The organism is Aeromonas sp. SCS5, from assembly GCF_001887375.1.
Lineage (GTDB): Bacteria > Pseudomonadota > Gammaproteobacteria > Enterobacterales > Aeromonadaceae > Aeromonas > Aeromonas jandaei.
Window position 1 is genome coordinate 14,400 of record NZ_LFCS01000008.1, and the last position, 25,409, is coordinate 39,808.

A 25,409-nucleotide genomic window follows, 5' to 3' on the forward strand; every position below is an offset into this window, starting at 1 on the left:
AGGGGCATGGCGACATGCCCCTCCTTCCCGGTAGCCATCAACACGAGAAAATAAATGACTACATACATGACCCCGATAGCCGGCCTCATTATGGCAACGCTGGCGGCACCCCCTTTGTCTGCTGGCAGCGCGCCCCTGATATTCAATGACACGACCCCGCAAAGCGATCTGGCGGGCAGCCTGGCTGCCAGAGTGCAGTTTGCCCAGAGCCAGATCCTGCCATCCCATCCCAAGGAGGGGGATCGCCAACCCATCCTGACCAGCCTGCGCAAGAGCTTGCTGCTGGTGCAACCGCTCCAGGCCGACGGGGTGACCCCCATGATGGTGGAGGCCCGTGACGGCAGCGGCAAGCTGCTTGGCACCCTGACCTTGTCACCGCCGTCAGCGCTGCCAGAGACGGTCTACCACCTCGCGGGGGTTCCCGAAGGCGGAGTGAGCTTCGTCCCGGAGAGCGGCACCACTGCCATCATCAGCAGCAGTGCTGATTTGGCCAAACTGAGCGACAAGAGCGGCGCCTTCCTCAAGGATCGACTGAGCGGGCGTGCGCTGGTGGAGATCCAGACCGCCGACGGCCGTTGGGTTCGGGATATCTATCTGCCCGTGAGCCCGGAGCTGGAGGGCAAGATGGTGCGCTTCCGTTCCAGCGCAGGCTACAACTCGACAATTTTCTATGGCGAGCGGCAGGTGACGCTCTCCCGTGGCCAGACCCTGCAGTTCAAGTTTGCCAAGGGGCAGTGGTTCCGTGAGGGGGAGCTGGAGAACAACCGCATCACCTATGCCCCGGATACCTGGAGTGGCGAGCTGCCCGCAGAGTGGATCCAGCCCGGACTGAGCCTCTCCGTTCGTCAGGGCAACCTCACGGGTGAACTGCGTGACATCAGGGTCGGTGCCCCCGGCGAGCTGCTGCTGCACACCATCGACATCGGCATGCTTACCACGCCGCGGGATCGCTTTGCCTTTGCCAATGACAAGGAGGCCCATCGCGAATACTTCCAGACCATCCCGGCCAGCCGGTTGATCGTCAGTCAGTATGCGCCGCTCTCCCTGCCTGAGGTGATGCTGCCCAATGGCACCTTGCTGACCGATTTTGACCCGAGCGAGGGGGGGTGGCATGGCGGCACCATGCGCCAGCGCATCGGCAAGGAGCTTATCTCCCACGGCATCGACAATGCCAACTACGGCATCAACAGCAGTGCCGGTGAAGGGGAGGGGAGCCATCCCTTTGTGGTGGCCCAGCTGACGGCGCACAACAGCCGCGGCAAATATGCCAATGGGGTTCAGGTGCACGGTGGCTCCGGTGGCGGTGGTATCGTCACACTGGATGATTCGCTGGGCAACGAGTTCAGCCACGAAGTGGGCCATAACTTCGGCCTTGGCCACTATGTGGATGGCTTCCGTGGCTCGGTTCATCGCAGTGCCGATCAGCTCAACTCCAGCTGGGGTTGGGACAGTGACAAACACCGTTTCATCCCCAACTTCTCCCCGACCCGTACCAATGAGGATGCTTGTCTGGATGGCCAGTGCCAGCCACCGTTCGATGGCCGCAAGTTTGGCTACGATGCGATGGCGGGCGGCAGCCCTCTCTCCGGTGCCAACCGTTTCACCCTCTATACCCCCAATTCGGCCGCCATCATCCAGCGTTTTCTGGAGAGCAAGGCGGTGTTCGATGCCAACTCGGCCACCGGCTTTAGCAAGTGGAACAGTGCGACGGCCAGAATGGAGCCCTATCAGCACACAATCGAGGGGATCGAGAAGGTCGATGCACCCATGGATGCCCTGAGCGAGGCCGGACTGAGTGCCCTGCTGGCGGATTACGGCTTGGTCAGGGTCGCCATGTGGGACGGTCGCTGGACTCGTGATATCCGGGTGCCGATTGCCTCTGCTGACAACCGTGGGCGCAGTCTGACCATCGATCACGGGGCCGGTTACAACAGTCGCCTCTTTATCAACGGCAAGGAAATTGTGGTGAACCGGGGCTTCAAGAAGAGCTTCACCTCGGATGGCCAGAGCTGGGTGGAGGTCTCCCTCATCGATACCAAGGTTGCGCGCAAGCCCGAGCAGTTCGGAGTGCCGGTGACAACTCTGGTGGGCTATTACGACCCGCAGGGGAGTCTGCCCAGCTACATCTATCCGGCTCTGCACGGCGCCTACGGCTTCACCTACCCGGATGACAGCAACACCCTGTCCGGCAGTGACTGCCAGCTGCAGGTGGAGACCCGCGATGGTCTGCAGCGCTTCAGGCTGGCCAATCACCGGGCGGCCAGCAGTGTCATGAACAAGTTCCACATCAACCTGCCCACCGCCAGCGAGCCCGGCCGCGCCACCATCCTGTGCCGTGGCCAGACACTGGTACAGCAGAGCTTGCTGCCACCGCAGCAGTCACTCTCCTTTACCGTCAACGGGCGGCCGCTGGAGCAGGGCGTGGTTGAGAACCAGCCTCCGGTAGTGACCGTACCGGCGCAGCTCGGCGGCATCGGCGGTGAGTGGCTGACCATCGCTGCCGAGGCGAGGGATCCCGAGGGCGATGCGCTGAGCTACCGCTGGCACTTCCCGGCGGGCTGGCAGGCGGAAGGCGAGACCAGTGCCAACCTGCGTCTGCTACCGCCGGCTGTCACCACCAGCGAGCAGCATGAGCTGAGTGTGAGCGTCTCGGACGGGGTACATCAGAGCGAAGGGCGCATCGTGCTTACGTTGGATCCCGTGGTCGACGGCTCTTGCAACACCACCGACCCGGAAGTGGCCAACGTTCCCGCATGGCAGGCCGGCAAGGTCTACAACGGCGGTGACAAGGTGAGCCACAACCAGCTGGTATGGCGTGCCAAGTACTGGACTCAGGGCAATGCGCCGAGCCGCAGTGCCGATCAGTGGGCGCTGGCGAGTCAGGTTGATCTGGGGTGGAGCGCCGCCGTTGCCTACAACGGCGGGGAGCTGACCAACCACAACGGCCGTCGGTGGCAGGCCAGGTGGTGGACTCAGGGTAACGAGCCGGGCAAGCACGGCGTCTGGCTGGATGTCGGTGCGGCAAGCTGCCGTTAAGCCGGGATCTCTATGATGGTGGCGGGGTCTTATGAGGCCCCACCTTTTCTGCTGAAAACCTAGACAGAGAGCAACAATAATGAAAAAAAATCGCATAACCCTGCTGCTTGCCGGCTTGATGCTGAGCGGCCACCTGTGGGCGGCTGAGGCATACGACATCAACAAATCCTACCCGGGCGGCAGCCAGGTCAATTACAACGGCCAGGTTTTCGAGGCCAAGTGGTGGGTCAACCCGGGTCAGACTCCGGGCATGGTGGCCGCCAATGAGTGGGATACCCCGTGGAAGCTTGTTGGCGAAGGGGAAGTGACCCCGCCGGATACCGGCGGCGATGACAAGCCCAATCCGCCAACGCCAACCCCGCCGGATGGCAGCACTACCCCCGTCTATATGAGCCAGGCCGAGCTGGATGCCAAAGAGAAGGCGCTGACCGACTTCCCGGCGATGGAGGCGGTCAAGGCTTCCATCGCTACCCGGGACAATCTGGTGGTCGAGGCGGTGCAGCCGGGCCGTGCCGACAACCCGGGCAACGTCAAGCGGGTCGAAAGCCTGCTGAGCGAGAGCCAGTTCAACTACCTCTTCCCGCTGCGCGCCCCCGAGTACACCTATCGCGGCCTGCTGCAGGCGGCGGCCAAGTTCCCGGCCCTGTGCAGCGACTACAGCGACGGCCGCGATGCCGATGCCATCTGCCGCAAGACCCTGGCGACCATGTTTGCCCACTTCGCCCAGGAGACCGGTGGCCATGAAAACTGGCGCCCGGAAGCCGAGTGGCGTCAGGCGCTGGTCTACGTGCGCGAGATGGGATGGAATGAGACCATGCGCGGCGGTTACAACGCCGAGTGCCGTCCCGATGTGTGGCAGGGTCAGCAGTGGCCGTGCGGTACGTTCGACAATGGCGAGTTCAAGAGCTACTTTGGCCGTGGCGCCAAACAGCTCTCCTACAACTACAACTACGGCCCCTTCTCCGAGGCGATGTTCGGTACGGTGCGCACCCTGCTCGACCGTCCCGATCTGGTGGCCGACACCTGGCTGAACCTGGCCAGCGCGGTGTTCTTCTATACCTATCCGCAGCCGCCCAAGCCCTCCATGCTCCATGTCATCGATGGCACCTGGCAGCCGAATGACCATGACAAGCAGAACGGTCTGGTGCCGGGCTTCGGGGTCACCACCCAGATCATCAACGGTGGGGTGGAGTGCGGTGGCCCGGTCGAGCACGCCCAGTCCCAGAACCGCATCAACTACTACCGCGAGTTTGCCAACTACCTCGGGGTGGCGGTGCCATCCGACGAGGTACTGGGTTGCAAGAACATGAAGGTGTTTGACGACAAGGGCGCCGGTGCCCTGCCCATCTACTGGGAGCAGGACTGGAGCTATGTGGCCGAGAACCCCAACGGCGGCAAGAGTTACGCGTGCAAGCTGGTGGGTTACCAGACCCGTTTCAGTGCCTTCAAGGAGGGGGATTACAGCCGCTGCGTTCAGCACTTCTATCCGGAGGTGGTGATCGAGGATAACGGCGGTGGCACCAACCTGCCGCCGGTGGCCAATATCACCGGCCCGGCGCAGGCCGAAGGTGGCAGCAAGGTGACCCTTTCCGGCCAGCACTCCAGCGATCCGGAAGGCAAGCCGCTGACTTATGCCTGGACTCTTCCGGCAGGTGCTTCTGCCCCGGCACTGGATCAGGTCACTCTGGAGTTGACTCTGCCCAAGCCGGCCAGCGATACCAGGCTGGAGATCAAACTGACGGTCACAGATGAAGGTAATCTGAGCCGCAGCACCACCCATAGCCTGCTGGTGAAAGGAGAGGAGGGGGGCGTAACGCCGCCTGACTATCCGGCCTATAAAGAGGGGACTCCCTACAAGGCGGGCGAGCGGGTCAGCAATGGCGGTGCCAGCTACGAGTGCAAACCGCACCCCTACACCGGCTGGTGCGCCGGTGCCGCCTGGGCTTATGAGCCGGGCAAGGGAACCGCGTGGAGTGATGCCTGGATCAAGCTGTGATTCGGCATTAAGCCGAAGCAATAAAAGATGGGGCCTGCGGGCCCCATTCTTGTTTGGTGGAGTTCAGGTTTGGCCGTGGAACATCTGGCCCGGACAGGACAGCGCCTCGAGAGGGCTGTGTGATGATGTGTGTTGTAGTTTTATTACGTTTTCCGTGAAAGGCTTTCAGCAATTACTTGCCGTAGCGGAAGTAGTATTCACGGGTGGACGGAGCGTAGGTATCTTTCTCGACTACGCCACTTTTTCTGGTTGCACCGCGCAGGTGGAACAGAACTGCCAGATTCTCGAACATGGTTTCACCTCATATCTCTGTTGGTTTGTTGCTTTGTGTGACTTGGGTCACGGTTTGATCCTATGGCTATTTGTGAGCCAGATCAACTTTGTGTGTTGTAAATTTACATAAATCATGGAAAGGGTTTTCAAATTCAATCCTCTTTATGGAAAGGCTTTCGTGAACCGCCTCCTGCTGGGCGCTTCTGCCTTGCCATCTCGTAGAGCGCCCTCTCCTGCAGTGATGACTGGGTGAGTGGTGGCAGAGGCTGTGGTGTTGCGACCAGCACGCCAAAGCGCTGGTTAAACAGCGGGATTACGGGCGTTTAGTCGATAAAAACAACGACTTGCTGCAATTTTGATTAAACGCGCCAATCGGGGTGATTTTAGGGTTGACAGTGAAGCTGGTGATGCCTATCATGCGCCTCCGTTGCCGGAGATAACTTCGTCAGCGCCGAGGTGAGTTGGGGTTATAGCTCAGCTGGGAGAGCGCTTGCATGGCATGCAAGAGGTCCGCGGTTCGATCCCGCGTAGCTCCACCAAATTCTCCTCGAACAATCTGGAATCAAAGGGGTTATAGCTCAGCTGGGAGAGCGCTTGCATGGCATGCAAGAGGTCCGCGGTTCGATCCCGCGTAGCTCCACCAGGTTCCTGATTGAAATGAAGTACCCAGGGCAGTGCGGTGTGTATCACCCAAGCCGACCTTTGTGGGGTTATAGCTCAGCTGGGAGAGCGCTTGCATGGCATGCAAGAGGTCCGCGGTTCGATCCCGCGTAGCTCCACCAAATTCCTGATTGAAATGAAGTACCCAGGGCAGTGCGGTGTGTATCACCCAAGCCGACCTTTGTGGGGTTATAGCTCAGCTGGGAGAGCGCTTGCATGGCATGCAAGAGGTCCGCGGTTCGATCCCGCGTAGCTCCACCATATTCCGAGTGACGTCAGTCATTCACACACATCGGGGTTATAGCTCAGCTGGGAGAGCGCTTGCATGGCATGCAAGAGGTCCGCGGTTCGATCCCGCGTAGCTCCACCATTGTTGAGGATGAATGGCCGCCAGAACCATTCATTCAGTGCCGAATTTGGGGTTATAGCTCAGCTGGGAGAGCGCTTGCATGGCATGCAAGAGGTCCGCGGTTCGATCCCGCGTAGCTCCACCAAATTCAGAGTGACGTCAGTCATTCACACACATCGGGGTTATAGCTCAGCTGGGAGAGCGCTTGCATGGCATGCAAGAGGTCCGCGGTTCGATCCCGCGTAGCTCCACCATCTTTCGTAAAGAAAGTAGAAAAGGCCACCGCATTGCGGTGGCCTTTTTGTTTTCTCAGGCATTTATTTTCCCCATGCTTTCCTGCCTTTCATTTGCAAATCAAATGGCCAAAACTGAAAAGCCCGCGGATATCGCGGGCTTTTGGCTACTTTCAAGCGGGTTACCGGTTAGCGCCGACGGCGCCAGGCCAGCGGCAGCAGGGCCAGTAGGCCGAGCCCCAGTGCACCACCGCCACTTGAGCCGTGGTCCGGTTTGACGGCATCACCCTTCATTTTCAGATCGACGATGATGGGGTCGTGGTCGGAGGCGCTGAACGGATTATCCGATTTCAGCAGGGTGCCGGTGTACTGGTTGCCGTACTCGAACAGGTTGCTCTCGAAGGAGTTGATGTGCCAGTCGGCCACGTTCGCCACCTTGCTGGCCAGCGCCGGATTGGCGAGAGCATAGTCGAGGGTGCCGAGTTCGCTGTCATAGCTGTAGGAGATGGCTTTTTCCTTGTTGAACTTGACGTTGAGATCGATCAGGCCATAGCTGCGAGTCACCTCGCGACCGAGCTGTTCATAGGACTGGTCACCGATAAAGGTATGAGAGGCCGAAACAATCTTGCGCTCGCTGGCAGCCGGGTTGTAATCGGTCAGCACCCGGATCGGATCTTCTTTGGCGTAGGAGTTGAAGTCACCCACCAGCAGCACCTGTCCCGGCAGCTTGCTGACCGCTTCACCCAGCACCTTGGCCGCACTCACGCGGAACTCGGTACACTTGCCCTGCAGGTCGGCCGGTTCTGTCTTGCCATCGCCGTTTTCATAGCAGCCCGACCCCTTGGACTTGAGGTGGTTGACCACCAGCGTCAGCGGATCCTTGCTGCCAGCGACGGTAAAGCTCTGCACCAGAGAATCGCGCTGGCCGGCGGTTTTGGCCACGCCTCCCGTGGTATAGCGCTGCTCTGGCATGCGGATGACATTGGCCTCGCTAGCCGGGGTGAGCAGGGCAGGGCGATAGATCATGGCCACCATGATGGCGTCGCCACCGAAGAATTTCTCGCTGGTGAGCAGGCTTGCTGGCAGGCGGACATAGGCGTAGCGCTTGTTCGCATCCTTCTGCTGCTCGTTGAGGCGGGTCACCAGATTGTTGATGGCGGAGTTGTCGCCAAAGCCATTGTTCTCCATCTCCATCAGGCCGAGCAGGTCGGCATCCATCTCGGTGATGGCGTTGACGATCTTGGTGCGCTGCTTCTCGAAGTCGGCCTGACTCTTGGCGCCGCGGTTGCACCCTTTGGCGTTGTCGGCATCCGCCTGATCTTTGCACAGCACGTTGAGTGCGCCGCCAATGCTGGAGTGGCTGGTGAAGTAGTTGAGCACGTTGAAGCTGCCAATCCGCAGATCGCTGCCTGTGGCCCGGGCGGGTGCCGGCTGGCGGTCATCTTCCGGTGTACGCAGCAGGGCGCCGGTGCTCAGGGTGACATCGCTGGGTACTACCAGACGGAAGGCATCCTTGTTGTAGACAATGACCCCCTCCAGCCCAGTCAGTTGATCACCGATACGCAGATAGCCCTGATCGGCATCCCAGCTCGGGAACCAGGGTAGTACGCCATCCGGCGCCTTGTAATCAGACTCGACCACCAGCCGGTTGCTGCCATTTTTGGCGGCCAGAGCGACCGCTTCCGGGCTGCTGGCAATATGGAGCTGGGTCGGCTTGAGCAACGGCGCCTTGTGGGAGAGCTCGACGTTGTTGCGATAAACCTTGTAGTCGAAACCGTAGTTGCGGGTCAGGTGGAGATCGCTGCTGCTGTCGAGCCGTACCCGCATCCCTTCGTGGCGATTGAGCGCCTGCGCCAGCGTCTCCCCTTCATTGACCTGCAATACGCTGGTCGGCACATTCAGCCCTTGTGCGGTGACCTGCAAGTTGGCCTTTTTGGTGGCTTTGTCGACAAACGGGGTCAGCTGGGTGCCGCCGTAAAACTCTTGAACCTGCGCTTCCAGACAGACTTCGCTCCCCGGTTTGACGTCTTTGTATTTGGTTGCCATATCGTTCAGATAGACAAAGATGCCATCGGAGGTCGCCGGATTGCCATCTCCCGCCGGATCAGTCAGATAGAAGCCTTTGGTCAGACTCTGGCCTAGGGTGGTGACGACACCGCGCACCATGAAGGTACCCGGACTGATTTTTCCCGTGATGGTGCCGTTTTTATCGGTCACGGTGTCGGTCGCGAACTGGCTCCCTGAGCCTGTTCCCTGAATAGTCGGAATGGGGGTGAGTTGCGCCGGATCGGATGGGCAGACAAATGCCGCATGGGCGCCGGGGGCAGCGAGGGCCAGCCCCACGGCCAGAGACAGTAGGGTGCGAGTACCTTTCATAAGTGTTCCTTTTTTATTTTTGCCAGTGTTTCCATAGCCCTGGTCGCTGACCAGGGGCGCGCATTGTCACATTTTCGGCATATCGTACCAGTGAGCCAACGCACATTACCGGGATACAAATGAACGCAACTTGGCGTTTTTTGACTTGGCTAACACTCTGAAATTACTGATAAAACACTTACCAATGGTCGTGGTGGGAAAGTGTGATCCCGCTGGCAACCACATATTTTTCTCCGAGAATGAAGATTGAGACTCGGCAGCATGCTTTCTATACTCGGCTTGTTCCTCACGGAACCCAGGTAAAGGGCAAACCGGTTGAAATGCCGGGACGCAATACCTCCGGTCTTCCGATCAGACGATGATCCAGATAGCGGGGTTTCCCCGGGTGAAGAGGCAGTGTGCGGCGAGTCCATGGCCGGTAGTCTCCCTCCCTTCACGCAGGTTGCGCTTGTGCTTTGCCTTGGTCACCAATGCCAAGACAAAACAAGGAAGATAACAATATGCAACAGTTCCTGAGGCCCAGCCGGCTTGCCGTGCTGGTGGCTATCGCTGCCATGCCCGCCTGGGCGCAGGCAGCCTATCCCGCCTACAAGGCCGGTACTGCCTACAAAGCCGGTGACATCGTCAGCAATGCCGGCGCCCTCTATGAATGCAAAGAGTTCCCCTACTCGGGTTGGTGCGGGGCATCACCCTATCACTATGAACCCGGTATCGGGGTGGTCTGGGCGGATGCCTGGAAGCTCTACGGCGGCGAAGTGCCGCCACCGGCGCTCGGCGTGGCCGTCAGCTCTCCGGCTGCCGGTGCCAGCTTTAACGAAGGTGCCAGCGTTGCGCTGGCGGTGATCCTGAGTGGCCCGGTGACGGCGCTGGTTCGGGTGGAATACCTTATCGACGGCAAGCTTGCTGCCACGGCCAGCGCCTCGCCCTGGGGCGCCAGCTGGAGTGCTGCGGGCGTTGGGGCGCACGCCCTGAAAGCGCGGGCACTGGATAAGGATGGCAAGGTACTGAGCGAGGCGGATTCGAGCTTCAACGTCGCTGCCGTGGTGGCGCCAGAGGCGCCCAAGGTGAGCATCAGCAGCCCGGCCAGTGGTGCCAAGGTAACGCTGGGTCGCAGCGTGGCGGTGAACGGCAACGTCACCGATGCCAACAACGATGTGGCCAAAGTCGAGCTGTTTGTCGATGGCAAGAAGGTAGGGGAAGACAATGCCGCCCCCTGGCAGGTCAACTGGACGCCCGATGCCAAAGGCAGTGCCGCCCTCAAGCTGGTTGCCACCGACAAAACCAATCTGAGCGGCGAGTCGGCGGCAGTGAACGTCACTGTCGAGGAGGCCGCGCTGCCACCATCCGGTGGCAACCTCTCCTGCGATATCCGCCAGATCTATCGTCCTGATGGCTACGAGTGCATGGGGGATGACCATGCCCGCAGGGTCATCGGCTACTTCACCTCCTGGCGCACCGGCAAGAATGGCCTGCCCGCCTATCTGGTGAGTGACATTCCGTGGAGCAAGATCACCCACATCAACTACGCCTTCGCGGCGGTGGACGAGCAGAGCCACACCATCAAGGTGGATGACTCGGCGACCAAGATGACCTGGGATGGCGTGCCGGGTGCCGAGATGGATCCGGAGTTTGCCTACAAGGGGCACTTCAACCTGCTGTCGAAGTTCAAGAAGCAGTATCCGGACGTGAAAACCCTCATCTCGGTCGGGGGCTGGGCCGATACGCGCGGCTTCTACACTGCCACCACCAAGGGCGACTGCTCGGTCAACACCGATGGCATCAATGCGCTTGCCACGTCGGCGGTGAGCTTCATCCGTCAATACGGTTTTGACGGGGTCGATATCGATTACGAATACCCCACCTCCATGAAGGATGCGGGCAACCCCAACGACTTCCCGCTCTCCAACCAGTGCCGCGGCAAGCTGTTTGCCAACTACAAGGTGATGATGCAGACCCTGCGCAGCAAGCTGGATACAGCGGGCAGCGAGGATGGCCGCAAGTACATGCTGACCATCGCCTCGCCAGCTTCCGCCTATCTGCTGCGCGGCATGGAGAACTTCCAGGTCACCCAGTACCTCGACTATGTCAACCTGATGACCTACGACTTCCACGGTGCCTGGAACCACTTTGTCGGCCACAACGCCGCCCTGTTTGACAACAAGGCAGACGCCGAGCTGGCGCAGTGGGGCGTCTACACCCAGAAAGAGTTTGGCGGCATCGGCTACCTCAACGCAGCCTGGTCTGCTCACTACTTCCGTGGTGCGCTGGCGGCCGGCAAGATCAACGTGGGTGTGCCCTATTACACCCGCGGTTGGCAGGGGGTCAGCGGTGGCACGCACGGTCTGGGTGGCAAGGCAGCACTGCCGAGCCAGAGCAATTGCCAGCCGGGTACCGGTGGCGGCACCATTCCGTGCGGTAACGGGGCGGTCGGCATCGACAACATCTGGCACGATCTGGACAAGAACGGCAAGGAGATCGGCGGTGGCGCCGTCCCCATGTGGCATGCCAAGAACCTGGAGCACGCAGCCGATTTGGGGATCACCACCATGCCGAGCTACGGGCAGGCCTGGGGTCTGGATCCCAACAACCCGGCCCACGTGATGCAGGGCAAGTATGTCCGTTACTACGACGACAAGGCTCATGCCCCCTGGCTGTGGAACGAGGAGAAAAAGGTGTTCCTCTCCACCGAGGATGAGGAGTCCATGGGTCACAAGCTCGACTACATCGTCAATCGTGGTCTGGGTGGCGTGATGTTCTGGGAGATGGCGGGTGACTACGCCTACGATCCGGTGAAAAAAGAGTACGGCATGGGGGATACCCTGACCACGCTCGCCTACGACAAGTTTGCCAAGGCGACCAAGTACAACACCAAGCAGAACGATCTGGCAGCTCCGGCGGCCCAGCTCGACATCGCGGTGAGCCTCTCCGGCTTCAAGGAGGGGGATTCCAACTATCCGATCAACCCGACCCTGAAGCTCACCAACAACTCGACCCAGACCATTCCGGGCGGTGCCCGCATCGAGTTCCTGGTGCCAACCTCTACCTCTGACACCATCACCGACCAGAGCGGGATGGGGCTGAAAGTGGTGGAGAGCGGCGGCAACCAGAACTCCGACGGGATTGCCAACGAGAAGGATTTCCACAAGGTGGCTCTGACGCTGCCGACCTGGAAAGCCTGGACGCCGGGCAGCGATGTGGAAGTGGCGATGACCTACTATCTGCCGGCCGCTGGCGTGCCGAGTGGCATCCGCATCATCAGCGGCAGCCAGACCGCGGGTCTCAAGGCCGAGTTCCCGACCCTGCCGGAGGCCGTATTGGGCTCGGGCGGTGGTGAGGGCGGTGCGACCTGCAGCAGCCAGAACATCAATCCGGCAGCCTACAAGGCTTACCCGACCTGGCCGCAAGGGGATCATGCCAATGCGGGCGATCGCATCACCCACAACAAGGTGGTGTGGCAGGCCAACTGGTGGACCAGCAGTGAACCCAAGGCCACCGATGGCAGCTGGAAGTCTGTCTGTAGTTATTGATTTTTAAATCAAGGAGATAAGTGAGGCTTAGGCCTCACTTTTTTTATCTGCATGGTCGATCTGGTTGAAAATGCGTCTGCCTTTCCTGGCAGGCAGCCTCTATAATAGAAGTCGATTAATAATCAGATGGATGTCAGCATATGGCGAGTATATTGGATTCAGTTGATCAACGAACCCAGCTGGTAGGGGAAAACCGCCTGGAGTTGTTGATGTTCCGTCTCGGCACCCGCCAGATGTTTGCCATCAACGTCTTCAAGGTGCGAGAAGTGGTCAAGCTGCCGCACCTCAACAAGATGCCGGGCTCTCACCACAATATCAGCGGGGTAGCCAATATCCGCGGTACCTCGATCCCGGTGATCAATCTGCGCAGCGCCATCGGCATGCGTCCCATGCCGGTCGACAGTGAATCCAACCTCATCATCACCGAATACAACCGCACCATTCAGGGCTTTCTGGTGGGGCAGGTAGCCAACATCGTCAACATGACCTGGAAGGATATCCTGCCGCCGCCTCGCTCGGCCGGGCGTGCCAACTATCTCACCGCCATCACCCGCATCCCGGAAGACGGGGTGGATCAGATTGTCGAGATCATTGATGTTGAGAAGGTGCTGGCGGAGATCATCACCTACGACATCAGCATCTCCGAAGAGGTGCTGGATCGGGATATTCTGCCCGAGATGCATGGCCGCAAGGTGCTTATCGTCGATGACTCCAGCACTGCCCGCAATCAGGTACGCGAGACGCTGGGGCAGCTGGGGCTTGAGGTTATCGAGTGTCAGGACGGCTTGCAGGCGCTGACCCTGCTCAAGGGGTGGTGCGATGCCGGCAAGAAGGTGACCAACGAGATCCTGTTGATGATCACCGATGCGGAGATGCCGGAGATGGATGGCTATCGCCTGACCCACGAGGTGCGCAGCGATCCGCGCATGGCCGATCTCTTCATCACCCTCAATACCTCCCTGAGTGGCAACTTCAACGAAGCCATGGTCAAGAAGGTGGGGTGTGACCGCTTTATCTCCAAATTCCAGCCCGACCTGCTGGTTGGCGTGGCGCAGGAGCGGCTGCGTCAGGTACTGGAAAAGTAACCCGCCATACAGTTTGCAATAAAAAACATCCCGCCTCGGCGGGATGTTTGCTTATCTGCCGTCGTATATATGACACAGCCTGTTGCCAAGGTGTCAGCGGCTCATCAGTGGCTCCATAAAACGGGCTACCTTGTCGCGGATCTGCGGCTGCGCCGCCGGGGTAGGGTGAATACCATCGTTCATCATAAGTTCAGGGCGCAGCGCAATATCATCCATGAAGAAGGGGAGCAGGGGCAGCTTGTTGGTCTCGGCTAGTTCCGGGAAGATCTGCTCGAACTGGCGCAGATAGCGGGCTCCGTAGTTGCGGGGCAGCTGGATCTGGGTCAGTGCGACCTGAATCTGCTTCTCTTTGGCAAGGGCAATCATGCTGGCCAGATTCTGGCGGGTAATGGCAGGGGCAAAGCCGCGCAGGCCATCGTTGCCCCCCAGTTCGATCAGCAGCCAGTCCGGCTCATGCTGCTCCAGCAGGGCGGGCAGGCGCGCCAGTCCGCCCTGGGTGGTCTCACCGCTGACGCTGGCATTGATGAGGGTGTGCTCGCCCCCCTCGTTCTGCCATTTTTGTTCAAGCAGGGCAGGCCAGCTCTGCTTTTCCTGCATCTGATAACCGGCGCTCAGGCTGTCGCCGAGCACCAGCAGAGTCTGGGCCTGAACCGACGAGAGCAGGCTGCCGAGGCCAACGAACAAGGCAAACAGAATACGCACCATCAATTCAACTCCCGCTATGGATTGCCATCAAGGGATTGGGACAAAGGATATCGAGCATGAGTTCAACCCCCATTATTGTCGTCAAGGGCCTCGGCAAATCGGTCAGCCTAGGCCAGGAAAGCCTCACCATCCTTGAAGGGATCGATCTGCAAGTCAATAGCGGCGAGACGGTGGCACTGGTCGGCGCCTCCGGGTCAGGCAAGTCTACTTTGCTCGGATTGCTGGCCGGGCTCGATCTGCCGAGTCTTGGCTCCATCGAAATTCTCGGCAAGTCACTCGGCGAGCTGGATGAGGAGGGGCGGGCCAGATTGCGCGCCGAGCAGATCGGCTTTGTCTTCCAGTCATTCCTGCTGCTCCCGACCATGACGGCGCTTGAGAACGTGATGCTCCCTGCCGAGCTGCGCGGTGAGCGTGACTGTGAGCTCAGAGCCCGTGAACTGCTGGCGGCGGTAGGGCTTGCTGAACGTCTGCATCATATGCCGCCACGGCTCTCCGGTGGCGAGCAGCAGCGGGTGGCCATTGCCCGCGCCTTCATGACCCGGCCCAGCCTGCTGCTGGCAGACGAACCGACCGGCAACCTCGACAGCAAGACTGGTGACAAGGTGATTGAGCTGCTGTTTGAACTCAACCGCAAGCACGGCACCACCTTGGTGGTGGTGACCCATGACCAAGAGCTGGCCAGCCGGTGCCAGCGTCAGCTGGTGATGGCGGCAGGCAGGCTGGATCGCGAGGTGAGTCATGCCGTGGTGTAATGCAGGGGGCAGGCGAGTGAGCGGAGGTGGTCAGGGATGATGCAGTGGCGATTGGGATGGCGACTGCTGCGCCGGGAAGGATGGAGCGGCGAGCTGCGCTGGTTTGTGTTGGCGCTGGCCCTGAGTGTGGCCTGTGTGCTCAGCGTGGCGCTGGTGGCAGATCGGCTGGAGGCGGGACTCAAGGCATCTGGCCGCGACTTTATCGGGGCGGATCGGGTGCTGCGCAGCGCCACTGCGATACCGGATGGCTGGTTGCTGCAGGCACAAAAAGATGGTCTGGCGTTGCAGACCACGGTCAGTTTCAACAGCATGCTGTTTCACGGCGATGCGCTGCAGCTTGCCTCAATCCGGGCGGTGCCCGACGGTTTTCCCTTCTACGGCAAGCTGGAGCTGACCCCGGCCCGGACTCCTGCCCCCGGTGAAATCTGGCTCTCCGCCCGGGTAATGCAGTTGCTGACGGCCAAGGTGGGGGATGAGCTGGAGGTGGGCAATACGGTGCTCAAGGTGGCTGGTCTGCTTGGCGAGGAGCCCGATCAGGGATTCAGCCCCTTCCTGCTGGCGCCGCGGGCGCTCATCCACAGCGCCGACATTGAGGCGACCGGCGCCCTGCTGCCGGGTAGTCGTCAGCAGTGGCGCTATCTCTTCAAAGGGTCGCGAGAGGCGCTGGCCCGCTATGAACGCTGGCTGGTTCCTCAGCTGCAGGCCGGGCAGAAGTGGATCACGCCCGATGACAGTGAATCCCAGGTGGGCCGCTCGCTGGTCAATGCCGAGCGCTTCTTCCGGCTGGCGTCCCTTTGCGGCGTGCTGCTGGGCGCGCTGGCGATGGGCATAGCGGTACGTCACTTTGCCGAACGCCAGACCAATATGGTGGCCCTGCTCAAGACGCTGGGGGCATCGCGCACCAGTCTGTGGCAACTGATGAGCGGGCTGCTGCTGTCGCTGACCCTGATCGGCACCCTGCTGGGGCTGGTGGCGGGCACCATCATGCAGTGGTTCACCCTGCAACTGCTGGGTGAGTTGCTGCCACCGGATCTGCCGCCACCCTCCTGGCGCCCCTTTGCGCTAGGTGTGGCGGTTGCCCTCTTCATCACCCTGCTGCTCGCCTTTATCCCCTTCCTGCGGCTGCTGAAAGTGCCGCCGCTGCGAGTGTTGCGCCGCGAGCTGGAGGCGGGGATTCCCCCCTGGCTGGCGCTGCCGGTCGGTCTGCTCGGCCTGTTTGCGCTGGTATGGGGCTTTACCGCCGATGTGCGGCTGGCGCTGGGTTTGGTGGGTGGGATGGGCCTGCTGATGGGGCTGCTGGCTCTGCTGGCTTCCCTGATGTTGAGAGTGGGAGCGCGGGTGAGCGGCCCGCACGCCCTGCGGCTGGCATTGGCCCATCTGTCGCGCGAGCGGCGCAGCGGTCTGTTCCAGCTGGCCGGTTTTGCGCTGGCGCTGATGCTGTTTGGCTTGCTCTGGGCGGTTCGCATCGATCTGCTGGAGGCGTTCTCCGCTCGTTTGCCTGCCGATGCCCCCAACCGTTTTCTGGTCAATGTGGCCGAGAACGAGCGGGAAGGGATCCTGAGCGAACTGGCGGGAGCCGGCGCCGTTACCTCAGACTTCTATCCCATGGTGCGCGGGCGCCTGACCCATATCGCCGGTGATGCGGTGGGGGAAGGGGCTCGCAGTGGTCGCGAAGGGGTCGATCGGGAGCTCAACTTTACTACCACTACGACCCTGCCAGCCGACAACAAGCTGGTGGCAGGGAAGTGGTTCTCCGGCCCCGGCGAGGTATCGGTCGACAGCGAACTGGCCAAGCGGCTCGATATCAAGCTGGGTGACATGCTCGCCTTTACCATCGAGGGGCGCAGCTTCGGGGCCCGGGTCACCAGTCTGCGCAGTATCAAGTGGGACAACATGCGGCCCAACTTCTACATGATCTTCTCACCCGATCTGCTGGCCCCCTTTTCCCGCACCTGGATCGGCAGCTACCGGCTGCCGCCAGAGGGGCGTACCGCCGAGGTGGGGCTGATCCGCCACCATCCCACGGTGAGCCTGATTGATGTGGATGATCTCATCGTGCGGCTGACCCGGGTTTCGGAGCAGGTGAGCCGGGCGCTGGCCCTGATGCTGGGGCTGGTGACGGTGGCGGCGCTGCTGGTGCTGCTGACCCAGACTCAGGCCAGCATGGCCCAGCGGCGGCGTGAACTGCTGTTGATGCGCACTCTGGGGGCTGGCAGCGCGCTGCTTGGCAAGATGTTGCGCTGGGAGCTGGTGGCGAGTGGCTTGCTGGCCGGACTCTGTGCCGCCATGGTGGTGGAGTTGTGTGCCGTTGCTCTCCAGTTCTGGTGGTTTGATGGTCAGTGGCAGTTCCACTGGCGCATCTGGCTCGGATTGCCAACCCTGGGGGCGTTGCTGGTCACCCTGGCCGGTCAGGGAATGCGGCGCCAGCTGCTGGCGGGCACCCTCAGCGACCGGTTGCGTGGTCTGGGTCAGGGATTGCTGTAATCAGGCCCCTGAGAGCGCAGGTGCCGGAGGCAATCAGCCCGACCAGTGGTCGGGCTGATTGCTGTGCGGCCTGTGGTGGTTAGGGGAAGTGTTAGCGAGTCTCTCGCAACAGATCGGTCAGTGCCTGCGGCAGCTGGGGGTAGGTAAAGTGGAAGCCGGCCTGTTGCAGATGCGCGGGCAGTACGTTTTGCCCGGTCAGCAGCAGATCGGCCGCCTCTCCCATCACCAGTTGCAGCAGCGGTGCCGGGACGAAGAAGAGGTGCGGGCGGTGGAGGGTGCGAGCCAGAGTCTGGCTAAACTCCCGGTTGCTGACAGGATGAGGCGCCGTGCCGTTGAAGATACCGTTGCACTCCTCGTGCTCCAGCAGAAACAGCATGGCGCGCACCAGATCCTGCACATGGATCCAGCTCATCATCTGGTTGCCGCTGCCCATGGGGCCGCCAAGGCCGAGTCGATAAGGTGGCAGCATTTTGGGCAGGGCGCCGCCATCCATGCCGAGCACCAGCCCGATCCGCACGATGCAGACCCGGGTCTGCTTGCTGCCAGCTTCCTGCGCCAGCGTCTCCCACTGCTGACAGAGCTGGTGGGTGAACTCCTGATGGGGTGAGCGGCACTGCTCGTCGAGGGGCTCTGCCCCCTGCCTGCCATACCAGCCGATGGCGGATGCGTTGACCAGCACTTTAGGGGGCGTTGTGGAGAGTTTGATAAGGTCGACCAGCTGCTCGGTCAGCAGCCAGCGGCTGTCGCAGAGCTGCTGTTTGCGCTGCTCGCTCCAGCGGCCTGCGGCTATGGGTTCCCCTGCCAGATTGATCACTGCATCCACATCGTTGAGGTCATCGAGGCTGTCGAGGTTATCGATGATCTGCACATCGTGGCCAAGCAGGGAGTAGGCGCGACTGCCTTGTCGGCTCAGGACGACCACGTCGTGATTGACCTTGAGATGGGCCACCAGACGGCGGCCAATAAAACCGGTTCCCCCGGTGATCAGAATCTTCATCGCTGCGCGCTCCTGCGGTCGTTTGCTCAACTTTAATGGTGCGGCTTCCCTTCAACAAGTGAGACGTGCTTCGGGAGTTTTTTGTTTGACGGATGTTAACTCTATCCTTTTCTTACAAGATATTGTTGAACAACAGCTTGAATTGATTGATTTTTGTTGGTTGGGTATTTGTTGAACAATCGCTATTATGGCGACCCTTTTCGCCTGTCCACCGAGGCTGTCACCCATTATCCGAGCATCAAAGAGGCCGCCATGCCATTTCGTCGTTTAAAACTTCGCCAGCTTTACTCGAGGATTCTGGTGGCGCTGCTGATGGGGGGCGGGATCCTGCTGCTGGGGGTTGTTGCCGTTATCTGGCAGACCGTGACGGAGATAGAGCGTGATGCCGAGTCACGGTTGCAGCATGCCCGTATGATGTTTGATCGCTCCATCGGCCATGCCTTGCAAGCGGCCATCAATGTGGAGGGGATGCTTGGCCACCCCTGCAAGGATGCGGCACAACTGCTACGCGAACAGGTGGCAACGGTGCCCGATGTTCGTTCCGCCAATCTGGCTGTCGGCGGCCACATCTACTGCACCTCGCTTTATGGTGACTATGATGGCCCCTTCAATCCTGACAGTTATGTGGATGGCAGGTTGCAACTGCTGCCAGGCAATGAAGTCACGCCGGATCGTCCCTTGATCGTGCTGCGTCATGAAACGGACAGGGGGAGTGTGCTGATTGGTATAGATGGCTACTACCTGCGCAATACTCTGGAGATCTCCAGCAAGAACTCCCCGATGGCTCTGGTGGTGGGGCAGAGGGCACTGTTTGGCTCAGGTCAGTTCGGGGCTGCGCCCTCTCCGCCAGAAGAGGGCTATATTGCCCTCACTTCGGCCAATTTCCCCTATCAGGTCGTCACCCAGGTCACGGTGCATGACTACTTGAGCCACGCATGGCGCTACTCCAGATATACCTTGCTCCTCTCTCCGTTACTGGCGCTGCTGATTGGATTCGGCACCTTCAGACTGATGGGGCGTAGCAGCTCACCATCGGAGGAGCTCAAGCGGGCGTTGATCGATGAGGAGTTTCTCCCCTACCTGCAGCCGGTGGTCTCCGGCGATGACGAGCATTGGCGTGGCTGTGAGGTGCTGATGCGCTGGCAGCATCCCAAACAGGGGATGATTCCGCCGGATCGTTTTATCCCTCTCGCGGAAGATAGCGGGCTGATTGTGCCCATGACCAGCCTGTTGATGGCCGAGGTGCGCGACCACTTCTCCCCTTATGCCGGCAAGCTGCCAGCCAAGTTTCATTTTTGCTTCAATATCAGCGCCAAACACTTTCAGGATCTCGACCTGTTGGCTGACTGCAAGGCGTTTCTCGACGCCTTCAAGGAGAATCCCGTTGATTTGGGGCTGGAGTTGACGGAGCGGGAGTTGCTGGTGGCCGATGAGACAACGGCCCGGATGTTTGCCGAATTGCGCAAGCTGGGCGTGTTGATCTCTATCGATGACTTTGGCACCGGCCATTCCAGTCTGACCTATCTGCAACAGTTTCAGGTCGATGCCATCAAGATTGACCGGAGCTTTGTGGAGATGATTGGTACGGATTCACTCTCCAGCCACATCGTCGAGAACGTGATTGATCTGGCGAAACGGCTTGAATTGATCCTGATCGCGGAAGGGGTCGAGAAGCAGTCGCAGGCGGACTATCTGCGGGATCGCCATGTCGACTATCTGCAAGGGTATCTCTATGGTCGCCCCATGCCGATGGCGCAGTTTTGCAAGAGCTTGTTTGGCTGATTGTGGTTAAGTGAAGGCATAAAAAAACCAGCGAACTGTTCGCTGGTTTTTTTGTTTCAGTGCGGTGGCTTGGGTCAGAGCATCCGCTGGAGGGCGCGAGCCAGCCGCTTGACCCCCTCCTCAATGGTCGCTTCATCGACGCAGGAGAAGCTCAAGCGCAGGGTGTTCTGAATTTCGGGGCGCACATAGAAGGGGGCGCCCGGTACGAAGGCTACCTTCTCCTTGATCGCCTCATCAAACAGGGCCATGGCGCTAATATGAGCCGGCAGGGTCAACCAGAGGAACATGCCCCCTTCCGGTCGAGTGTAGCTGACACCGGGCGGGCAGTGACGAGTCAGGGCGGCTTCCATGGCGGCGCGCTGACGGCCATAGACCTCCTTGATCTTCTCCAGATGGGCATCGAGGGAGTTATCCATCAGGAAGCGGTGCAGCACTTGCTGGCTGAAGGCGTTGCTGTGCAGGTCGGTCGCCTGCTTGGCGATGGTCACCTTCTTGCGCAGCCACTCCGGCACCAGCATCCAGCCCAGACGGAAGGCGGGCACCACGGTTTTGGAGAAGGAGCCGAGCAGCACTGTATTGTTTGGCGCCAGCTTGGCAATCGGGGGCAGATGTTCGCCCTCGAAGCGTAGCTCGCCGTAGGGATCATCTTCCACCATCAGGAGCTCGTGGCGCACCAGTCGCTCGGCCAGTGCCTCGCGGTTGGCGCGGCTGTAGGAGACGCCACTCGGGTTCTGGAAGTTGGGGACGCCGTAGAGCAACTTGGCATTGGAGTCGCTTGCCAGCAGCGCATCCAGCGCCGCCAGATCCAGCCCGGCTTCGCCGAGGGTGATTGGCTTGAAATTCGGTTGATAGACAGAGAAGGCCTGAATGGCGCCCAGATAACCAGGCTCTTCGATGATGAGATCCTGGCCTTCATCGATCAGCACCTTGCCCAGCAGATCCAGCGCCTGCTGGGAGCCACTGGTAATGAGGATGTTGTCCGGATTGACCTGCATGCCGTGGCGGGCCAGATAGCGGTCGGCAATGTATTGGCGCAGCGGCGCATACCCTTCGGTCGCCGCATATTGCAGGGCGGCAGCCCCCTGTTCGCGCAGCACATCCTGACAAGCCTGATCGATCGCCTTGACCGGAAACAGGTGGGGATTAGGCAGGCCACCGGCGAAGGAGATGATCTCCGGATTGGCGGCAACTTTGAGGATTTCACGGATAAAGGAAGGCTCGACCTTCTCGAAGCGCTGGGCAAAAAACGGCTGCATAGGCAATTCTCTCGGCATGTGGGCAGTCGCTCCATTCGACCGCCAGGTTATCCGTTTGTATCAGATTTCAGAAATGAGGCAATGATTGTCACAAAAATCGCTAAAAAAGGGCTGGATTGACTCTACTGCGGATTATATTGGGCGGTTAGTCGGAGTAGTGATGCCAGTAAGGGGGCAGGGGAGCGGCTGTCTGGAATATTTGTTGCTCGAAACACTTGCGCCTTGGGCCCATCTTGGGATAATTCGCTCCCCTGTTTTTGCGGTGCGATGAAATAGCGGGCCGCAAGCGATCCCCGGCGGGATCGGACACCAGATGTATTACCCGGATTGATGAAATAACGAGACCATTATGCCTGTGACCCAAGATGTATTTAACGAAGACGGCAAGTTCATGCGCAAGATCCGCAGCTTTGTCCGTCGCGAAGGCCGCCTGACCAAAGGGCAGGAGAAGGCCCTGGAAGAGCTCTGGCCGGTCATGGGCATCGATTTCGAGCCAAAGCAGCTCGATCTGGTCGCACTGTTTGGCCGTGAAGCACCAGTGGTGCTGGAGATCGGCTTTGGCATGGGCGCTTCTTTGGTCGAGATGGCCAAGAATGCACCCGAGAAGAACTTCATCGGCATCGAAGTGCACTCCCCGGGCGTGGGTGCCTGTCTGGGTACCGCTCAGGAAGCGGGTGTCACCAATCTGAAGGTGATTTGCCACGATGCGGTCGAGGTGCTGGAGCACATGATCCCGAACGGTTCACTCTCCTGCCTGCAGCTCTTCTTCCCGGATCCCTGGCACAAGAGCCGTCACCACAAGCGCCGCATCGTGCAGCCGGCCTTTGCTCAGGACATTCGCCAGAAGCTGGCCATCGGTGGCGTGTTCCACATGGCCACCGACTGGGAAAACTATGCCGAGCACATGCTGGAAGTGATGAGCGCCGCCGATGGTTACGAGAACACCTCTGCCACCGGCAACTGGGTGCCGCGCCCTGACTGGCGCCCGCTGACCAAATTCGAGCAACGTGGCCATCGTCTGGGGCACGGGGTCTGGGATCTGATTTTCAAGCGTGTCAGCTGAGCTGGCACGTCAACACACCTAGCGTATCAACTAACTTGAGGAGCTATCATGGCCAATCGTAGCCGCCGCCTGCGCAAGAAACTGCGCGTCGATGAATTCCAGGAAATGGGTTTCGACATCAGTTTCAACTTCCCGGTCGGCACTGCCGAAGAGACCATCGATGCCGTAGTCGATGCGATGATCGATGAAGTGATCGAGCCGCGCAAACTGGCTTTCGCCGGTTCCGGCCACCTGGCCTGGGAAGGGATGATCTGCACCCAGCAGCTGGGCAAGTGCAGCGAAGAAGACCGTGCCGCCGTCAAATCCTGGCTGGAAGGCAAGGGGATGGAAGCTGTCGTGGTCACCGAACTGTTCGACCTCTGGTACGGCGAACCCGCCTGATACCAGACTCGCTGTGGCAGGCGAGCCGGTGTCGACTGCCTGCCGCAGTCAGATAGACAAATCCCGCCACTGGCGGGATTTTTGTCAGTGGGGATGGGATCTCCACACCCGCATTAGTCATGGAATTGCTTATGGTGTTGTCATCCGAATTACTGGCCAGCATTCTGGAAGAGGTGCGCCCGCTGCTGGGGCACGGCAAGGTGGCCGACTATATTCCTGCGCTGGCGCAGGTGCCGGCCGACCGGCTGGGCATTGCAGTCTGTACCGTGGAGGGGGAGCTGTTCACTGCCGGTGACGCCTTCGAACCCTTCTCCATCCAGAGTATCTCCAAGGCCCTGAGCCTGACGCTGGCCCTCACCCTCTATCAGGAGGAGGAGATCTGGGCCCGGGTCGGCAAAGAGCCCTCAGGCCAACCCTTCAATTCGCTGGTTCAGCTCGAGTTCGAGCAGGGGATACCCCGCAACCCCTTTATCAATGCCGGCGCTCTGGTGGTCAACGATCTGCTGGAGACCCGCCTCACTGCACCGCGTCAGCGTACTCTGGAGCTGGCTCGCCGCCTCTCCGGCAATCCGGCCATCATGGCGGATCAGGTCGTCGCCCGCTCCGAATATCAGCACTCGGCCCGCAATGCCGCCATCGCCTATCTGATGAAGGCCTATGGCAACTTCGAAAACGAAGTGGACAAGGTGCTGCAGAGCTATTTCAATGCCTGTGCCATCCGCATGAGTTGCGTCGATCTGGCGCGAACCTTTATCTATCTGGCCAACCGCGGCTTGCCGCTTGGCGAGACAACCCCGCTGCTGCCGGCGCGCACTACCAAGCAGGTCAATGCCCTGCTCGCGACCTGCGGCCTCTATGACGAGGCGGGAGATTTTGCCTACCGGGTTGGCATGCCGGGCAAGTCCGGGGTCGGCGGTGGTATCGTGGCCCTGATCCCGGGAGAATTGTGCGTCTGTGTCTGGTCGCCCGAGCTTAACAAAGCGGGCAATTCGCTGGCAGGGACGGCAGCGCTGGAGTTATTGGCCGAGCGTCTGGGCCGCTCCATTTTTTAACCTTGTTCACTATGAATCGAGAAATCACCATGAAACGACATCTTCGCTTCTTGCAGGCCGCGCTGGCGACCTTGCTGCTCTGGTGTGCCCTGCCCACCTTTGCAGCCGAGTTGCCACCGCTTTCGCTGGCTGATGCCAAGGCCAAACAGGCGGTCATCCTGGATACTCGCGCCAGCTACTTCTATCAGGGGTGGCCCATGGAGGGCGAGAAGCAGGGCGGCCATGTGGCCGGCGCCGAGAACCTCTCCGCCGAGTGGAAATACCGCGATGCGGATTGGCCTGCCGCCCTTGCCACCAAGGGGCTGAAAGCCGATCGCCCGGTCGCGCTCTATGGTGCGCCGCGCGAAGTGGCCGAAGTGGCGCGCATGCTGCGTATGCAGGGCATCAAGCAGCTGTTCGAGCTGCAGGGCTGGCAAAGCGCCCCGCGCGAACACCTGGCTCGCTGGCAACAGCTGGTCTATCCGCGCTGGTTGCTCGACCTGCAGGAAGGCCGGCCGGTAGCTGCAGCGCCCAAGGGTGACTGGAAGCTGTTTGAAGTGGATTGGGGTTCACCCAAGGCCTATCTGCTGAGCCATATTCCGGGGGCGGGTTATATCGATACCAACCGTCTGGAAGAGGAGCCGCTGTGGAACAAGGTCTCTGACGAGGCGCTTAAACAGCTGCTGCTGGAGAATGGCATCCGCCACGACACCACCGTGATCCTCTACGGTCGCAACACCATGGCGGCTGCCCGCGCTGCGCATCTGATGATGTATGCCGGCGTGGAAGACGTCCGCTTGCTGGACGGCGGCCTTGATGCCTGGTTTATCCAGCACCTGCGCACCGAAACCGGCCTGCCCAATAAATATGAGCCGGTGAAGGATTTTGGCGTGGCCATTCCGGCTCACCCCGAGTACTACACCACTTTGGATCAGGCCAAGACCCTGCTCAAGCAGCCCGATAGCGCGCTGGTCAGCGTGCGTACCTGGGACGAGTTTGTCGGCAACACCTCCGGCTACAGCTACATCAAGCCGAAGGGTGATATCCCGGGGGCCAAGTGGGGTCATGGTGGTGTCGATGCCAACAGCATGAGCGACTTCCACAACCCGGACGGCACCATGAAGCCGGCCCGCGAGATCCTCGCCATGTGGGATGAGTGGAACATCGAGCCGACCCAGCAGGCCGCTTTTTATTGCGGTACCGGCTGGCGTGCCTCCGAAGCCTTCTTCTACGCCTGGCTGATGGACTGGAAGCGGATCAGCGTCTACGACGGCGGCTGGTACGAGTGGAGTTCCGATCCCAAGAACCCGACCGTGACCGGCGAGCGCAAGCCTGCCAAGTAACGGATAGAGATCGCATAACAGGCCGGACAGCTGTCCGGCCTTTTTTATTCCGGCGCCTGATTCATCGCCGTCATAAAGGC

Annotated in this window: 15 protein-coding genes, 7 tRNA genes and 1 riboswitch; of the genes, 18 read left to right on the forward strand and 4 right to left on the reverse strand. The window is 60.3% G+C overall.

Annotation, left to right across the window (positions count from 1 at the left end):
* The first annotated feature begins 54 nt into the window (after positions 1-54).
* The 9 genes from BS300_RS11740 to BS300_RS11780 all read left to right on the forward strand — a co-directional run bounded on the left by BS300_RS11740 (position 55) and on the right by BS300_RS11780 (position 6,568).
* A complete protein-coding gene (locus BS300_RS11740; RefSeq protein ID WP_143241774.1) occupies positions 55-3,036 on the forward strand; it encodes a M66 family metalloprotease in 2,982 nt (993 codons plus the stop codon).
* 79 nt (positions 3,037-3,115) lie between these two features.
* A complete protein-coding gene (locus tag BS300_RS11745; protein ID WP_071912956.1) occupies positions 3,116-5,032 on the forward strand; it encodes a glycoside hydrolase family 19 protein in 1,917 nt (638 codons plus the stop codon).
* Between the two features lie 736 nt (positions 5,033-5,768).
* Positions 5,769-5,844: transfer RNA gene (locus BS300_RS11750), tRNA-Ala, on the forward strand.
* Positions 5,845-5,872: 28 nt separating this feature from the next.
* Positions 5,873-5,948, forward strand: a tRNA-Ala gene (locus tag BS300_RS11755).
* 63 nt (positions 5,949-6,011) lie between these two features.
* A tRNA-Ala gene (locus BS300_RS11760) sits at positions 6,012-6,087 on the forward strand.
* A gap of 63 nt (positions 6,088-6,150) precedes the next feature.
* Positions 6,151-6,226, forward strand: a tRNA-Ala gene (locus BS300_RS11765).
* A 33-nt stretch (positions 6,227-6,259) separates the two neighbouring features.
* Positions 6,260-6,335: transfer RNA gene (locus tag BS300_RS11770), tRNA-Ala, on the forward strand.
* Between the two features lie 48 nt (positions 6,336-6,383).
* Positions 6,384-6,459 (forward strand) — tRNA-Ala (locus tag BS300_RS11775).
* 33 nt (positions 6,460-6,492) lie between these two features.
* A tRNA-Ala gene (locus tag BS300_RS11780) sits at positions 6,493-6,568 on the forward strand.
* A gap of 168 nt (positions 6,569-6,736) precedes the next feature.
* Here BS300_RS11780 and BS300_RS11785 read toward each other — a convergent pair.
* Positions 6,737-8,923, reverse strand: coding sequence for an ExeM/NucH family extracellular endonuclease (locus BS300_RS11785; protein ID WP_071912959.1), 2,187 nt, complete (start codon positions 8,921-8,923; stop codon positions 6,737-6,739).
* A 295-nt stretch (positions 8,924-9,218) separates the two neighbouring features.
* A riboswitch (cyclic di-GMP riboswitch) is annotated at positions 9,219-9,307 on the forward strand.
* A 116-nt stretch (positions 9,308-9,423) separates the two neighbouring features.
* On the opposite strand from BS300_RS11785, the gene BS300_RS11790 reads away from it, so the two are divergent.
* Complete coding sequence (locus BS300_RS11790; protein ID WP_071912962.1) at positions 9,424-12,450, forward strand: glycosyl hydrolase family 18 protein; 3,027 nt, start codon at positions 9,424-9,426, stop codon at positions 12,448-12,450.
* Between the two features lie 140 nt (positions 12,451-12,590).
* Entirely contained in the window at positions 12,591-13,535 is a 945-nt protein-coding gene (locus BS300_RS11795) for a chemotaxis protein CheV (RefSeq protein ID WP_033112748.1), read from the forward strand.
* A gap of 93 nt (positions 13,536-13,628) precedes the next feature.
* On the opposite strand, the gene BS300_RS11800 is transcribed toward BS300_RS11795, so the two are convergent.
* The gene (locus BS300_RS11800; RefSeq protein ID WP_071912964.1) at positions 13,629-14,240 is read right to left on the reverse strand and encodes an arylesterase; all 612 of its coding nucleotides are present in this window, start codon (positions 14,238-14,240) and stop codon (positions 13,629-13,631) included.
* Positions 14,241-14,296: 56 nt separating this feature from the next.
* On the opposite strand from BS300_RS11800, the gene BS300_RS11805 reads away from it, so the two are divergent.
* Positions 14,297-14,992 carry an ABC transporter ATP-binding protein gene (locus tag BS300_RS11805; protein WP_071912966.1) on the forward strand — a complete coding sequence of 232 codons (696 nt, stop codon included), beginning with the start codon at positions 14,297-14,299 and terminating at the stop codon, positions 14,990-14,992.
* 36 nt (positions 14,993-15,028) lie between these two features.
* Positions 15,029-17,476: an FtsX-like permease family protein gene (locus BS300_RS11810; RefSeq protein WP_071912968.1), complete on the forward strand. Its 2,448-nt coding sequence runs from the start codon at positions 15,029-15,031 to the stop codon at positions 17,474-17,476.
* A 91-nt stretch (positions 17,477-17,567) separates the two neighbouring features.
* Here BS300_RS11810 and BS300_RS11815 read toward each other — a convergent pair whose 3' ends face one another.
* Positions 17,568-18,473: a TIGR01777 family oxidoreductase gene (locus BS300_RS11815; protein WP_071912969.1), complete on the reverse strand. Its 906-nt coding sequence runs from the start codon at positions 18,471-18,473 to the stop codon at positions 17,568-17,570.
* A gap of 252 nt (positions 18,474-18,725) precedes the next feature.
* On the opposite strand from BS300_RS11815, the gene BS300_RS11820 reads away from it, so the two are divergent.
* Entirely contained in the window at positions 18,726-20,255 is a 1,530-nt protein-coding gene (locus tag BS300_RS11820; protein ID WP_071913194.1) for a cyclic diguanylate phosphodiesterase, read from the forward strand.
* 74 nt (positions 20,256-20,329) lie between these two features.
* Here the strand turns inward: BS300_RS11820 and BS300_RS11825 are convergent, their stop codons facing one another.
* The gene (locus BS300_RS11825; RefSeq protein ID WP_033112742.1) at positions 20,330-21,511 is read right to left on the reverse strand and encodes a PLP-dependent aminotransferase family protein; all 1,182 of its coding nucleotides are present in this window, start codon (positions 21,509-21,511) and stop codon (positions 20,330-20,332) included.
* Between the two features lie 349 nt (positions 21,512-21,860).
* Here BS300_RS11825 and trmB point away from each other — a divergent pair, with 349 nt between their 5' ends.
* The 4 genes from trmB to BS300_RS11845 all read left to right on the forward strand — a co-directional run bounded on the left by trmB (position 21,861) and on the right by BS300_RS11845 (position 25,329).
* Positions 21,861-22,574, forward strand: coding sequence for a tRNA (guanosine(46)-N7)-methyltransferase TrmB (gene trmB / locus BS300_RS11830; protein ID WP_071912970.1), 714 nt, complete (start codon positions 21,861-21,863; stop codon positions 22,572-22,574).
* 48 nt (positions 22,575-22,622) lie between these two features.
* Positions 22,623-22,955, forward strand: a complete 333-nt coding sequence (locus BS300_RS11835; protein ID WP_033112740.1) for a YggL family protein — start codon at positions 22,623-22,625, stop codon at positions 22,953-22,955.
* A gap of 131 nt (positions 22,956-23,086) precedes the next feature.
* Entirely contained in the window at positions 23,087-24,007 is a 921-nt protein-coding gene (gene glsB, locus BS300_RS11840; protein ID WP_033112739.1) for a glutaminase B, read from the forward strand.
* Between the two features lie 29 nt (positions 24,008-24,036).
* Complete coding sequence (locus BS300_RS11845) at positions 24,037-25,329, forward strand: sulfurtransferase (RefSeq protein WP_071912971.1); 1,293 nt, start codon at positions 24,037-24,039, stop codon at positions 25,327-25,329.
* Positions 25,330-25,409: the final 80 nt, after the last annotated feature.

What these genes read in the sequence shown, in the direction of transcription:
- BS300_RS11790 (WP_071912962.1), top strand. Translation starts at nt 9,424, where the DNA reads ATGCAACAGTTCCTGAGGCCCAGCCGGCTTGCCGTGCTGGTGGCTATC.
- BS300_RS11815 (WP_071912969.1), bottom strand. Translation starts at nt 18,473, where the DNA reads ATGAAGATTCTGATCACCGGGGGAACCGGTTTTATTGGCCGCCGTCTG.
- BS300_RS11800 (WP_071912964.1), bottom strand. Translation starts at nt 14,240, where the DNA reads ATGGTGCGTATTCTGTTTGCCTTGTTCGTTGGCCTCGGCAGCCTGCTC.
- BS300_RS11805 (WP_071912966.1), top strand. Translation starts at nt 14,297, where the DNA reads ATGAGTTCAACCCCCATTATTGTCGTCAAGGGCCTCGGCAAATCGGTC.
- glsB (WP_033112739.1), top strand. Translation starts at nt 23,087, where the DNA reads ATGGTGTTGTCATCCGAATTACTGGCCAGCATTCTGGAAGAGGTGCGC.
- BS300_RS11825 (WP_033112742.1), bottom strand. Translation starts at nt 21,511, where the DNA reads ATGCAGCCGTTTTTTGCCCAGCGCTTCGAGAAGGTCGAGCCTTCCTTT.
- trmB (WP_071912970.1), top strand. Translation starts at nt 21,861, where the DNA reads ATGCCTGTGACCCAAGATGTATTTAACGAAGACGGCAAGTTCATGCGC.
- BS300_RS11835 (WP_033112740.1), top strand. Translation starts at nt 22,623, where the DNA reads ATGGCCAATCGTAGCCGCCGCCTGCGCAAGAAACTGCGCGTCGATGAA.
- BS300_RS11845 (WP_071912971.1), top strand. Translation starts at nt 24,037, where the DNA reads ATGAAACGACATCTTCGCTTCTTGCAGGCCGCGCTGGCGACCTTGCTG.
- BS300_RS11820 (WP_071913194.1), top strand. Translation starts at nt 18,726, where the DNA reads ATGCCATTTCGTCGTTTAAAACTTCGCCAGCTTTACTCGAGGATTCTG.
- BS300_RS11810 (WP_071912968.1), top strand. Translation starts at nt 15,029, where the DNA reads ATGATGCAGTGGCGATTGGGATGGCGACTGCTGCGCCGGGAAGGATGG.
- BS300_RS11795 (WP_033112748.1), top strand. Translation starts at nt 12,591, where the DNA reads ATGGCGAGTATATTGGATTCAGTTGATCAACGAACCCAGCTGGTAGGG.
- BS300_RS11785 (WP_071912959.1), bottom strand. Translation starts at nt 8,923, where the DNA reads ATGAAAGGTACTCGCACCCTACTGTCTCTGGCCGTGGGGCTGGCCCTC.
- BS300_RS11740 (WP_143241774.1), top strand. Translation starts at nt 55, where the DNA reads ATGACTACATACATGACCCCGATAGCCGGCCTCATTATGGCAACGCTG.
- BS300_RS11745 (WP_071912956.1), top strand. Translation starts at nt 3,116, where the DNA reads ATGAAAAAAAATCGCATAACCCTGCTGCTTGCCGGCTTGATGCTGAGC.